Source organism: Streptomyces longisporus, assembly GCF_039532765.1.
In the GTDB taxonomy this organism is placed as follows: Bacteria; Actinomycetota; Actinomycetes; order Streptomycetales; family Streptomycetaceae; genus Streptomyces; species Streptomyces longisporus.
The window spans coordinates 42,130-54,515 of sequence record NZ_BAAASG010000023.1 but is presented as its reverse complement, the minus strand read 5'-3'; the positions used below and the strand labels follow the sequence as shown (position 1 = coordinate 54,515).

Below are 12,386 nucleotides of genomic sequence, written 5' to 3'. Positions count from 1 at the left end.
ACCGGCACCCGGAAGGGGCATGTGGTTTAGACCAATCTAACAGAGCTGCCCCTTGTGGCCCAGGTGGAGCGGGGTCATCGTCTTTCCATGCGAAGGACAGGCGCCATTCGCCGTGGGGGAGTGGAATAGGTGCGGCGCCGCCCCGCGCAGCACCTCCCGGCACTCCGCAACCGACCCGCAAGGAGCCCACCATGACCGCCGCGACACCGGACCCCCCAACCGACGTCCCGGGCCGGATCATGGCCCGTGAGATGGCCGAGCAGCCCGCAGTGCTGCGCCGCCTCCTGGAGGAGGGCGCCCCTGGCATCCGGCAGGTGGCCCAGGACATCGCCGCCCGCAACCCCCGCTTCGTCCTGCTGACCGCCCGCGGCACCTCCGACAACGCCGCCCTCTACGCCAAGTACCTCCTGGAGATCCGCCTCGGCCTGCCCTGCGGCCTCACCTCGATGTCCACCACCACCGCGTACGGCGCCCGCCCGGACCTCACCGACGTCCTCGTCGTCACCGTCAGCCAGTCCGGCGGCTCCCCGGACCTGGTGGCCTCCACCCGCGCCGCCCGCGAGGCCGGCGCGATCACCCTCGCCGTGACCAACAAACCCGGCTCACCGCTGGCCGGCGTCTCCGAGTACCACATCGACATCATGGCCGGGCCGGAGCAGGCCCTCCCCGCGACCAAGACCTATACGGCCTCCCTCCTCGCTCTCTACCTCTTCGTCGAAGGCCTGCGCGGCGGCGACGGCGCCCCCGCGAAGGTGCTGCCGGACCTCGCCGAGCAGTTGCTGACCCGGCAGGACGAGGTGCGCGCCCTCGCCGCCCGCTACCGCTTCGCCGAACGCATGGTGATCACCTCCCGCGGCTACGGCTACCCCACGGCCAAGGAGGCCGCCCTCAAGCTCATGGAGACCAGCTACATCCCCGCCCTCTCCTACTCCGGCGCCGACCTCCTGCACGGCCCCCTCGCCATGGTCGACAACGTCTCCCCGGTCATCGCGGTCGTCACCGACGGCAAGGGCGGCGAGGCCCTGCAGCCCGTCCTCGACCGGCTGCGCGGCCGCGGTGCCGACCTGTTCGTCGTCGGACCCAGGGACCAGGTCGAGCAGGCCTCCGCCGGATTCGTCCTGCCCACCGAGGGCGTGGCCGAGGAGGTCCAGCCGATCCTGGAGATCATCCCGCTCCAGCTCCTGGCCCACGAGATCACCATCGCCCGGGGCCAGGACCCGGACGCCCCGCGGGCGCTGGCCAAGGTGACCGAAACCCACTGAGCCTTTCTGCGGGCGGCCACTACGCCGTCGTAGGAACCCTTACGTCAGCGAACCCCCTGTCGCATCCACCCAGCTCCCCGTCACCCACCGGCCGGCGTCCGACGCCAGGAACGCCACCACGTCCGCCACATCGGCCGCCTCGCCCACCCGACCCAGTGCGGAGAGCCCCGCCCCCCACTCCCACGCGCCCGGGCTGCCGTGCAGGACCTCGTACGTGTTGTCCGTGTCGATGAGCCCCGGCGCCACCGAGTTCACGGTGATGCCCCGTGGGCCCAGCACCTTGGACAGGTCGCGGGAGAGAACGTCCAGGGCGCCCTTCGTCATCGAGTACGCCATGTTGTCCGGCATCGCGGCGCTCCTGGCCAGCCCCGACGAGATGTTGACGATGCGGCCTCCGTCCCGAAGCCGCCTCGCGCCCTGTTTGACGATGAAGAACGGCGCCTTCACGTTCACAGCGAAGAGCTTGTCGTACTCCTCCTCGGCTATCTCCTCGAGCGAACGCGACTTCCCGATACCGGCGTTGTTCACGAGGATGTCCAGCCCGTCCGCATGCCGGTCGAACTCCTCCCACAGGGCGTCCACGTCCCCCGGCCGCCCCAGCTCCACGCCGATCGCGAACGCCGAGCCGCCGGCCTCCTCGATCGCGGCCACCGTCTCCTTCGCCGCCGCCCTGTTTTTCCCGTAGTGGACGGCGACCCGTGCGCCCTCGCGCGCCAGCCGCTCGGCGATGCCGCGCCCGATCCCCCTGCTCGACCCCGTGACGAGTGCCGTCCTGCCTGCAAGCACGCCCATGCCGGCGCCCCCTTCGCGCAATATCTAGCGGTCGCTACAAAAAGACCGTACAGCAGCCCGCCGACATTTCTCTAGCGCCCCCTATATAATTCACTCCATGGTGGGCAGCGAGGACACGAAGACGAACGCGCAGGCCGCACCCAAGCCCCGTGGTCGCCCTCGTTCCTTCGACCGCGAGACCGCGCTGGAGAAAGCCGTCATGGCCTTCTGGGAGCACGGATACGAGGCGACCTCCGTCTCCGACCTGACCCGTGTCATGGGCATCGGCGCGCCGAGCCTGTACGCGGCCTTCGGTGACAAGCGCGCGCTGTTCGACGAGGTCGTCACCGTCTACGGCGCCCGCTACGGCTCCTTCGCCGACCGGGCCCTCGCCGAGGAGCCCACCGCCCGTGCCGCCGTGGAGCGGATGCTGCGGGAGGCCGCCGCCGAGTACACGGCACCCGGCCGACCGCACGGCTGCCTCGTCATCCACGCGGCCACGAACTGCACGAGCCCCGAGGTCGAGGCGTCCCTGCGCGAGCGGCGCAACGCCAACATCGCCGCCTTCGAGAGTCGTATGAAGGCCGACATCGCCTCGGGGGAGCTGCCGCCCGGCACCGATGCCGCCGCCCTCGCCCGCCATACGGGCGCCATCATCCAGGGCATGTCCCAGCAGGCGCGTGACGGCGCGAGCCGCGAGGAGTTGGAGGCGCTCGCGGAAATTGCCATGTCCATCTGGCCCCGCACATGAACCCACACGGGTTAGGCTGCGTGGTGGATGCCAGGACGTCCGACCAGTTGGGGACCGTCCGAGAAATAACAACAACGAACAGGCTCCAACGCATGGACACGGACAGTGGTCTAGTCCACAATTGAACTGATGAGACTTCCGTCTTCCCCGCACAGGAAGACGGACGGAGGATCCGGAGCTCTCTGCCCTGACTGCCCCGGCTCCTCATCCTTCGGCCATCCGGGACCGCACACCCCGCGGCCGATATTGCTCCGGGCTGCGGTGCCGGGAGGGTTGAGGGTCCCTCCCAGGCGCCGCGGCCCGCGGGTGTTCTCAGGGCCGGTGCGGCCCTCCGGTCGTATTTAGGACCAGCACATACCCCCAGGTACGCTCACACACGTGCCCTCCATGAACGAACTGGTCCGCCAGCACACCGCCCTCGACGACTCCGACCTCGAGTGGCTCCATCTGCTGGTCTCGGAGTGGCAGCTGCTGTCCGACCTCTCCTTCGCCGACCTCGTCCTGTGGGTCCCCACCCGAGACGGCACGCGCTATGTGTCCGTCGCCCAGATGCGCCCCAACACCGGCCCCACCTCCTACCAGGACGACATGGTCGGCCACCTCGTCCCGCGCGGCCGCCGCCCCATGCTGGACGCGGCCCTGGACGAGGGCCGGATCGTGCGCGAGGGCGACCCCGAGTGGCGCGAGGAGGTTCCCGTCCGGGTCGAGTCCATCCCCGTACGACGGGACGGGCGCGTCCTCGGCGTCATCGCCCGCAACACCAACCTCCTGACCGTGCGCACCCCGAGCCGCCTCGAGCTGACCTATCTGCAGAGCGCCTCGGACCTGGCGCAGATGATCGCGGCCGGCTCCTTCCCGTTCGCGAACCAGCAGATGGACATGGACGCCGCGCCACGTGTCGGCGACGGCCTGATCCGCCTCGACGCGGACGGCATCGTCCAGTACGCCTCCCCGAACGCCCTGTCGGCGTACCACCGCATGGGCCTCGCCTCCGACCTCGTCGGCCAGCACCTCGGCAGGACCACCGCCGAACTCGCCCCGACCCGCGGCCCGGTGGACGAGGCGCTGTCCAAGGTGGCCAGCGGCTGGGCGCCCCGCGAGTTCGAGATCGAGGCCAGGGACGGGGTCATCCAGTTCCGCGCGATCCCGCTCAAGCCCAAGGGCACCCGCATCGGTTCACTGGTCCTGCTCCGGGACGTCACCGAACTGCGCCGCCGCGAGCGCGAGTTGATCACCAAGGACGCGACCATCCGGGAGATCCACCACCGGGTGAAGAACAACCTCCAGACGGTCGCGGCGCTGTTGCGCCTGCAGGCCCGGCGCATCGACTCCGACCGCGGCCGGGAGGCCCTCGAAGAGGCCGTCCGCCGCGTCGGATCGATCGCGATCGTGCACGAGACGCTCTCCCAGAACCTGGACGAGCGCGTGGAGTTCGACGAGATCGCCGACCGGGTGCTGGCCATGGTCGCCGAGATCTCCCCGGGCAAGGTCACCGGCCGGCGCAGCGGCCGCTTCGGCATCCTGGACGCCGAGGTGGCCACCCCGCTCTCCATGGTCCTGACGGAGATCCTGCAGAACGCGCTCGAACACGGCTTCCGCGAGGGCGACACCGGCACGGTCGAGGTCTCCGCGGTCCGCGGCGGCACGACGAAGGAGGCCCGCCTCCTGGTCACCGTCCAGGACGACGGCGTCGGCCTGCCCGAGGGCTTCGACCCGCACACCGCCGGCAACCTGGGTCTGCAGATCGTACGGACTTTGGTGGAGGGGGAGTTGGGCGGCACGTTCGACATGGTCCCGGCGCCGGAGCGGGGGACCCGGGTGATCCTGGACGTGCCGGTGCGGGCGAACAAGTAGCGCCGGTACACGAGCAGTGCCGTACGGCAGACCCGTACGGCGGGACGCCGTCCGCAGCAAGAAGCCCCGGACCGTTCCCAGGTCCGGGGCTGAAATGCTCGTTGCCAGCTTGTGCTGCGCATCGGGGGTACTGCGCGCTGCGGCTCGGGGGCGGGAGATGCGTACTCGCTGTACGCGCCGCCAAGCTCAGGCTGTTGCGGGGCGGGTTGTCAGGCGGAGGCCTGACGGGCCCGGTTGCGGGCGGCACGGCGCTTCATGGCGCGACGCTCGTCCTCGCTGAGACCACCCCAGACGCCGGAGTCCTGGCCGGACTCGAGCGCCCACTGCAGGCACTGCTCCATGACGGGGCAGCGGCGGCAGACGGCCTTGGCTTCCTCGATCTGCAGCAGCGCAGGACCGGTGTTGCCGATGGGGAAGAAGAGCTCGGGGTCTTCCTCGCGGCAAACGGCGTTGTGACGCCAGTCCATGGCTGCTACCTCTCCTTGGTATTACATGCAGGTTGCTTGTGAATGTGAACGCTTTCACGAATCCCTCAACAAGTGAAGGGCCGAGCGCCAGGTTCCCTGGCGAGGTCCTGTGAATTGAAGAGGGGTTCCGGTGATCTGTGGAGGCCGGTGTTGCGGGCCGTCCCGATCGCCACGTAGAGACTCGCAAACCTCAGCGGCGGATACAACCCCTTCCGGAAAGTTTTTTTTGATTCCTCGGTGTCGACTAGGTCACAGCCGTACTTCCATGGGGTGGATCCTGGCCTAAACGTTCGAGTGAAAGGACTTCAGCCCTTTCTGCTCACACAATCACACGCAGTGCACGGCGTACGCCTGTGAACGTCACGCTTGTACGCAGCCCGAGGTGGTCGCCGTCCATCTGGAGGGGCAGGGGCGCCTTCGAATGCAAGGTGAACCGGTCCAGGTCGTGCAGGGACACCACGTGCTTGCCATGGGGGCCGCGCTCGGGGGACGAAGTGAGCAACTGCGTGGCATACCGGGCAGCCGAGAACAGGGACATACGGCTGGGACTCAGCAGGTCGAGCCCGGTATCGAACGAGGCCTTAGGCGCCGCGTACACCGGACGATTGCCCAGATACGTCCACGGTGACGTATTGCAGATTATCGACATCACCAGCCCGGTCACCGGTTCCTCACCGGGCCGCTCCAAAGTGATCGAGCCGTGCCGCCGGTCGGGTTCCTGCAGGAACTGGCGTGCGACCTGGCGCAGATACAGGGCGTGGGTGGATCTGCGCCCCTGCTCGCGCTGCTGCTCCACCCGCCCGACCACGCCCGCGTCGAAGCCGAGCCCCGCGCAGAAGGTGAACCAGCGGGAGGGCACCGCCTCGTCCTCGGTGCCCGGGGTGCCTTCGGCGAGGCCCATGCCGACCGTACGTTCGCTGCCCTCGCGCAGGGCGTCCAGCAGTGCGCCGGTCGCCTCGACGGCGTCGTTGGGCAGGCCCAGGGCGCGGGCGAAGACATTCGTGGATCCGCCGGGGACCACCGCGAGGCGGGGGAGGCCCTCGGGGGCCGGGCCCGCGTGCAGCAGTCCGTTGACCACCTCGTTGACCGTGCCGTCGCCGCCGAGGGCCACGACCAGGTCGATGTCGTCGCTCTCCGCCGCCTGCCGGCCGAGGTCGCGCGCGTGCCCGCGGTACTCGGTGGTGACCGTCTCGAGCTTCATCTCGCTCGCCAGGGCGTGGATCAGGACATCGCGCGTACGTGCGCTTGTGGTGGTTGCTGCCGGATTGGCCACGAGAAGTGCACGCATGGGTTGCAGCGTACCTACTGGGAAGTACCGGGCACAGTTCGAGGTAGGGAACAGGTAAGAGGTGGGGGCGTGAGGCTCACCACGGGGTTGTCTCTCAACCTCGCCATGACGGTCCGCGTCACCCGGGCTCGCCATGGAGGCGCACACCCTCAGGGCTACCCTTCAGGGGTGACCAGTGAGCAGACCCCCGCCACCGAGGCAAACACCGGCCCCCGCCCGCGCCGCCTGACGTATGCCGCCGGGCTCGCCGCGCTGGAGGGGCTCGCGCTGGCCGTCGGAGGCGTCTGGATGCTCGTGGAGGGCCTCACGGGTGCCCCGGACGACCGCCGGTCCGCCGTCACCGGCGGTATCACTCTGGTCGTCCTCGCCCTGCTGCCGCTGCTGGCCGCGCGCGGGCTGCTCAAGCAGAAGAGCTGGAGCCGGGGCCCTGCGGTGATCACGCAGATCATGGCGCTGCCGGTGGCCTACAACCTGCTCCAGGCCGACAGTGTGGCGATCCCGGCGGGCATCGCGCTGGCCGTCGTGGCCGTCGTCGCGCTGGTGCTGCTGGTCAATCCGGCGACGACCCAGGCCCTCGGGATCAAGGGTCCGGGCCGTGCGCAGGACGGCAAGCAGTAGTCGTACGGCGCCGCGGTCGCCGTAGGGCGACGGGTCCTACTCCTCCACCAGGAGCTTCTCTCGCAGCTGGGCCAGGGTGCGGGCCAGCAGGCGGGACACGTGCATCTGCGAGATGCCGACCTCCTGCGCGATCTGCGACTGGGTCATGTTGCCGAAGAAGCGCAGCAGCAGGATCCGCTTCTCCCGGGGCGGGAGGTCCTCAAGGAGCGGCTTGAGCGACTCGCGGTACTCGACGCCCTCCAGGGCCTCGTCCTCGGCGCCCAGGGTGTCGGCCACCGCCGGGGACTCGTCGTCCGTGTCGGGCACGTCCAGGGACAGTGTGGAGTACGCGTTGGCGGACTCCAGGCCCTCCAGGACCTCCTCCTCGGAGATCGCCAGCTTCTCGGCGAGCTCGTGGACCGTGGGGGAACGGCCGTGCTGCTGCGAGAGCTCAGCGGTCGCCGTCGTCAGGGCCAGCCGCAGCTCCTGCAAGCGGCGCGGCACGCGCACCGCCCAGCCCTTGTCGCGGAAGTGGCGCTTGATCTCGCCGACGACCGTCGGGGTCGCGTACGTCGAGAACTCGACACCGCGCTCCGGGTCGAAGCGGTCGACGGACTTGATCAGGCCGATGGTGGCGACCTGGGTGAGGTCGTCCAGCGGCTCGCCGCGGTTGCGGAAGCGGCGCGCGAGATGCTCGACGAGCGGCAGGTGCATACGGACGAGCTTGTTGCGCAGCTCCGCGTACTCCGGGCTGCCGTCCTTCAGGCCGCGCAGCTCGATGAACATCGCGCGCGCCCCGCTGCGGTCCTGTGCGTCGTGCTGCGTGGCCTGCTGCACGCTCGGCGCGGACTGCCCGTCGCCCTCGGCGTTTCGCTCGTGCTCGCTCATCGTCCCGCCCGTCGCCCTTCTCCGAGCCCTCGCCTCTGCTCGGACCGGGGTGACCCCGTTCCGTCCGTCCAGAGGCGTGCTCTGCACGGCACCTTCCCGATCCCGCCGACCGTCGTCCGGGAAGCCGGCCGCCGCAGCGCTGTCGGCGTCGTCCTCCGGATGCGGCCGGGCCTGCTCGGGGATGCCGTCGATGCCGTCGGCGCCGCCGACGGGGTCCCCGATGCGTCGGGACCCGTCTGCGCCATCGGCCGGCAGCTCTCGTGTGCCGCGCTCTTCGTCACGCACCGGCCCGTCCCCTGTCCTCACGCCGGCCCGGGTCCCGCGCCGCGCTGTTTGTAGAGGCTGATCGAAACGGTTTTGTCCTCGTCCACGGCGGAGGAGACCTTGCCCGCGAGCGCGGACAGGACGGTCCAGGCGAAGGTGTCCCGCGAGGGGGCGTGGCCGTCCGTGGTCGGGGCCGAGACGGTGACCTCGAGCGAGTCGTCGACGAGCCGGAAGACGCAGCTCAGCACCGAGCCGGGCACGGCCTGCTGGAGCAGGATCGCGCAGGCCTCGTCCACCGCGATGCGAAGGTCCTCGATCTCGTCGAGGGTGAAGTCCAAACGGGCCGCGAGGCCGGCAGTCGCCGTACGCAGCACCGACAGGTAGGCACCCGCAGCCGGCAGCCGGACTTCCACGAAGTCCTGGGTCGCGGGCTCGCCTGCGATCTGGGACACCCTCACCTCCAAGGTGGTACAAGCTTCTCGGGGCCGAGGGTCGCCCCCCGGGATAACGCGTTGTGTGTTCAGCGGTGACGCTATCGCGCTCTCAAGTTTCCCGTCCCCGGGACCCCAACCCCTTGCCGTCACTCACAGTAAAACTGTGGACACGCTCCGTGTCTAGGGGTCTGCGGCTCCAATTGGGAAGAACGCGCGCCGGGTTGACGTACCCAGACGTCAGACGGTCGAACCGTCCGGATTCTGGGTCGTCCCCCGGCTGTCCAGGGTCACACGAGAACGTGGTCCACGAAGCACCAACGCCAGTTCTCGCCGGGCTCGAAGGTGCGCATGATCGGGTGGCCGGAGTCCTTGTGGTGCTCCGTCGCATGCCGGCCGGGCGAGGAGTCGCAGCAGCCGACGTGGCCGCAGGTGAGGCACAGCCGCAGCTGTACCGGGTGCGTGCCCGCTGCCAGACACTCCGGGCATGTCTCGGTCACCGGACCGGGTTCCGGATCCGGCAGCGCGTCGGCGTGCGTGCACTGTTTCATGATTGCCAGATTACGACGGGCGTGCGGATGACCGCGCGGAAAAACGAGGGCGGGCGAGGACGATGGACGTGATGCCACTGCTGTTGCTGGTGGCGGGGAGCGCCGCGATCGCCGCGGCGGCCCGGCGCACCCCCGTGCCGGCCCCGCTGCTGCTCGTCGCGGTGGGGCTCGCCGTCTCGTACGTTCCCGGGGTCCCCGACTACACCCTCGACCCGGACATCGTGCTGCCGCTGGTGCTGCCTCCGCTGCTGCACAAGGAGGCCGTCGAGAGCTCGTACCTCGATCTGCGGGCGACGATGCGGCCGGTGGCGCTGCTGTCGGTCGGCTATGTGCTCTTCGCGACCTTCGTCGTCGGGTGGGTCGCCTATCTCGTCGTGCCCGGACTGCCCCTGACCGCGGCGCTGGTGCTGGGAGCGGTGGTGGCGCCGACGGACGCGGTCGCCGCGGCGGCGGTCGCCCGCCGGGTGGGGCTGCCCTCCCGGATCACCACGATCCTGCAGGGCGAGTCCCTGCTGAACGACGCGACCGCGATCACCGCGTACCGGGTGGCCGTCGCGGCCGCCGTCGGCGAGGGCGCCTCCTGGATCGGCGGGATCGGCGAGTTCCTGCTGGCGGCGGTCGGCGGGGTGGTGGTCGGGCTGGTGCTGATGCTCCCGATCCACTGGCTGCGCACGCACGTCAAGGAGGCGCTGCTGCAGAACACCATGTCCCTGCTGATCCCGTTCGTCGCCTACGCGGTCGCCGAGCAGGTGCACGCCTCCGGTGTCCTCGCGGTCGTGGTCGTCGCCCTCTATCTCGGACACCGCGCGTGGGAGGTCGACTTCGCCACCCGTCTCCAGGAGGAGGCGGTGTGGAAGGTGGTCGCGTTCGTCCTGGAGTCGGCGGTGTTCGCGCTCATCGGCCTGCAACTGCCCGTGGTCCTCAAGGGCCTCGGCGAGTACAAGGGCGTGGATGCGGCCTGGTACGCGGTCGCCGTCTTCCTGGTGGTCGTCCTGGCCCGGTTCGTATGGGTGTATCCGGGGACGTTCGTGCCTCGCATGCTGTCCGCGCGGATCAGGGAACGCGAGGAAAACCCCACCTGGAGAGGGCCGATCGTCACCTCCTGGGCCGCGATGCGCGGCGTCGTCTCCCTCGCCATCGCCTTCTCGATCCCGCTCACCGTGCACGGCGGCGGCCCCTTCCCCCAGCGCAACCTCATCCTCTTCCTGACCTTCACGACGGTCATCGGAACCCTGGTGGTGCAGGGACTGACCCTGGCCCCGGTGATCCGCCTGCTGCAGTTCCCCGGCCGGGACGCACAGGCAGAGACCCTCGCCGAGGCCAACGCCCAGGCGCAGGCCTCCCGGGTCGCCGAGCGGCGCCTGGACGAACTGCTCACCGACGAGCGCAACGCCCTGCCGCCACCCCTCGCCGACCGTCTCCGGCAGGTCCTGGAGCGCCGCCGCAACGCCGTCTGGGAACGCCTCGGCCAGACCAACCCGGTCACCGGTGAATCCGTCGACGACACCTACCGCCGGCTGTCCCGGGAGATGATCGGCGCCGAGCGTGCGATGTTCGTGAGGCTGCGGGACGGCCGCTACATCGACGACGAGATGCTGCGCACGCTGCTGCGCAGGCTGGACCTGGAGGAGGCGGCGGCCTACCGGGAGACGGTGGAAGGCTCCTGAGGAAAGGGCCGCCCGGTGACGACGGCCGCGACGGTCGTCCCGCGGGCGAACGCACCCTCCGCGGCCAGGGCGACAAGTCCGTACAGCAACTTGGCGACATACACACGCTCGACCGGCACCGCGTGGCGCTCCTCGAAGTCCTCGGCGAAGGCGTCGAGTTCGCCCGGCACGCGCGCGTAGCCGCCGAAGTGGAAGCGGTCGTCGAGAGCCCATGCGCCGCACCGGCCGCCGAAAGCGCGCTCTTGCAGTGCCTCTATGTCGGCGGACAGGAAGCCGCCCTTGAGGACGGGTACGCCGAGCACGCGCTGACCGGGGGCGAGACCGGCGGCCAGCCCGGCCAGCGTTCCGCCGGTACCGCAGGCGAGGCCGACGACATCGGCCCGCCCGCGCAGCTCCTCGCCCAGGGCCCGGCAGCCGCGCACGGCTTCGGCATTGCTGCCGCCCTCCGGGACGACATATGCGTCCTGCGCGCCGACCGTGCGCAGCACGCGCGCGAGGACGTCGGCCTCGGTCTTGCGGCGGTACGTCGACCTGTCGACGAAGTGCAGCCGCATCCCGTCGGCCGCGCACCGGGCCAGGGAGGGGTTGAGGGGCCGGTCCGCCAGCTCCTGGCCGCGGACCACCCCGACGGTCGGCAGCCCGAGGAGCCGGCCCGCGGCGGCCGTCGCCCGCAGATGGTTGGAGTACGCGCCGCCGAAGGTGACGACGGTACGGCCGCCCGCGGCGGCGAGATTGGGCGCCAGCTTGCGCCACTTGTTGCCGATGAGTTCCGGGTGGATGAGATCGTCTCGCTTGAGAAGGAGGCGGAGGCCGCGATGAGCGAAACGGTCGTCGTCGATCTCCTGCAGGGGTGAGGGCAGCTGGGGGTGCAGCGCTGCGAGGTCGAGGTCGTCGGGGCTGCTCACGGCATCATTGTCACGCCGGTCAGTGATCTCAGCCCAGCGGCCCGCACCACTGCCGGGTGCCGTCACTTCAGCCGCTCGCGGATCCGCCCCCTCAGCCAGTCCATCGTGAACCCCCGCGGATCCACCTTCCCCGGCTGCCACTCCAAGTGGCCGATCACCGACCGTTCCGTCCAGCCGTGGTGCCGGCACACCGCCGTCGCGGCCTTCTCGATGGCGTCCAGCTGGGCCTTGGGCCAGGGATCCTCGCCGTCGCCGAGGTTCTCGCACTCGAAGCCGTAGAAGTGACGGTTGCCGTCGGTGTTCGCCTCGTTGACCGGCGGGAGCGCCTTCTCGGCGATCACCGCACGCAGCACGTCGTCGTCACCGAGACCGGCGTGGTTGGCGCGGCCGTAGCCGACCAGATGGATCGTGCCGTCCTTGGTGATCACGCCGTGGCAGAGAGGGCCGGGCAGGCCGGCGTAGCCGTCCCGGCAGAGCTCGACGGTATGTTCGCTGCCGCTGGTGGCGGTGTGGTGGATCACCACGCCGTACACCGGACCCCACGGTCCCTTGTGGTTGCGGTTGTGATGGACCCAGTCGCCCACCTCGACGACGGTGAGGCCCTCCGCTCTGAGGCCGTCGAGGAAACTGCCCGCGGACATGGGTGAGGCCATGACCGCCTCCTTCGTACCGTGCCGACGGCCACCCGAC

General features: G+C 70.1%; 13 protein-coding genes. 5 read left to right on the top strand and 8 right to left on the bottom strand.

All coding sequences use genetic code 11. The features are described 5' to 3' along the window. Positions 1-191 precede the first annotated feature (191 nt). Complete coding sequence (locus ABD355_RS36735; protein WP_344405353.1) at positions 192-1,262, top strand: SIS domain-containing protein; 1,071 nt, start codon at positions 192-194, stop codon at positions 1,260-1,262. 39 nt (positions 1,263-1,301) lie between these two features. Here ABD355_RS36735 and ABD355_RS36730 read toward each other — a convergent pair whose 3' ends face one another. Beyond that, positions 1,302-2,054, bottom strand: coding sequence for an SDR family oxidoreductase (locus ABD355_RS36730; RefSeq protein ID WP_344405352.1), 753 nt, complete (start codon positions 2,052-2,054; stop codon positions 1,302-1,304). Positions 2,055-2,151: 97 nt separating this feature from the next. Here ABD355_RS36730 and ABD355_RS36725 point away from each other — a divergent pair, with 97 nt between their 5' ends. Further along, a complete protein-coding gene (locus ABD355_RS36725) occupies positions 2,152-2,784 on the top strand; it encodes a TetR/AcrR family transcriptional regulator (protein ID WP_344405351.1) in 633 nt (210 codons plus the stop codon). Positions 2,785-3,171: 387 nt separating this feature from the next. Further along, positions 3,172-4,638 carry a sensor histidine kinase gene (locus ABD355_RS36720; protein ID WP_344405589.1) on the top strand — a complete coding sequence of 489 codons (1,467 nt, stop codon included), beginning with the start codon at positions 3,172-3,174 and terminating at the stop codon, positions 4,636-4,638. Positions 4,639-4,847: 209 nt separating this feature from the next. Here the strand turns inward: ABD355_RS36720 and ABD355_RS36715 are convergent, their stop codons facing one another. Beyond that, complete coding sequence (locus tag ABD355_RS36715) at positions 4,848-5,105, bottom strand: WhiB family transcriptional regulator (RefSeq protein WP_016639615.1); 258 nt, start codon at positions 5,103-5,105, stop codon at positions 4,848-4,850. A gap of 319 nt (positions 5,106-5,424) precedes the next feature. Beyond that, on the bottom strand, positions 5,425-6,393 hold the full coding sequence (locus ABD355_RS36710; protein ID WP_344405350.1) for a diacylglycerol/lipid kinase family protein: 969 nt from the start codon (positions 6,391-6,393) through the stop codon (positions 5,425-5,427). A 168-nt stretch (positions 6,394-6,561) separates the two neighbouring features. On the opposite strand from ABD355_RS36710, the gene ABD355_RS36705 reads away from it, so the two are divergent. Further along, on the top strand, positions 6,562-7,011 hold the full coding sequence (locus ABD355_RS36705) for a hypothetical protein (protein WP_344405349.1): 450 nt from the start codon (positions 6,562-6,564) through the stop codon (positions 7,009-7,011). Between the two features lie 36 nt (positions 7,012-7,047). On the opposite strand, the gene ABD355_RS36700 is transcribed toward ABD355_RS36705, so the two are convergent. From ABD355_RS36700 to ABD355_RS36690, 3 genes are all read right to left on the bottom strand, one after another. Then, complete coding sequence (locus tag ABD355_RS36700; RefSeq protein ID WP_344405348.1) at positions 7,048-8,163, bottom strand: RNA polymerase sigma factor SigF; 1,116 nt, start codon at positions 8,161-8,163, stop codon at positions 7,048-7,050. 17 nt (positions 8,164-8,180) lie between these two features. After that, positions 8,181-8,594 carry an ATP-binding protein gene (locus ABD355_RS36695; protein ID WP_004925829.1) on the bottom strand — a complete coding sequence of 138 codons (414 nt, stop codon included), beginning with the start codon at positions 8,592-8,594 and terminating at the stop codon, positions 8,181-8,183. A gap of 269 nt (positions 8,595-8,863) precedes the next feature. After that, positions 8,864-9,124, bottom strand: a complete 261-nt coding sequence (locus tag ABD355_RS36690; RefSeq protein ID WP_344405347.1) for a UBP-type zinc finger domain-containing protein — start codon at positions 9,122-9,124, stop codon at positions 8,864-8,866. Positions 9,125-9,186: 62 nt separating this feature from the next. Between ABD355_RS36690 and ABD355_RS36685 the strand changes: the two genes are divergently transcribed. Then, complete coding sequence (locus tag ABD355_RS36685; RefSeq protein WP_344405346.1) at positions 9,187-10,791, top strand: Na+/H+ antiporter; 1,605 nt, start codon at positions 9,187-9,189, stop codon at positions 10,789-10,791. On the opposite strand, the gene ABD355_RS36680 is transcribed toward ABD355_RS36685, so the two are convergent. Next, on the bottom strand, positions 10,764-11,696 hold the full coding sequence (locus ABD355_RS36680) for a 1-aminocyclopropane-1-carboxylate deaminase/D-cysteine desulfhydrase (protein WP_344405345.1): 933 nt from the start codon (positions 11,694-11,696) through the stop codon (positions 10,764-10,766). The two genes, ABD355_RS36685 and ABD355_RS36680, sit on opposite strands and share 28 nt — an antisense overlap. Before the next feature lie 62 nt (positions 11,697-11,758). Further along, entirely contained in the window at positions 11,759-12,349 is a 591-nt protein-coding gene (locus ABD355_RS36675; RefSeq protein WP_344405344.1) for an N-acetylmuramoyl-L-alanine amidase, read from the bottom strand. Positions 12,350-12,386: the final 37 nt, after the last annotated feature.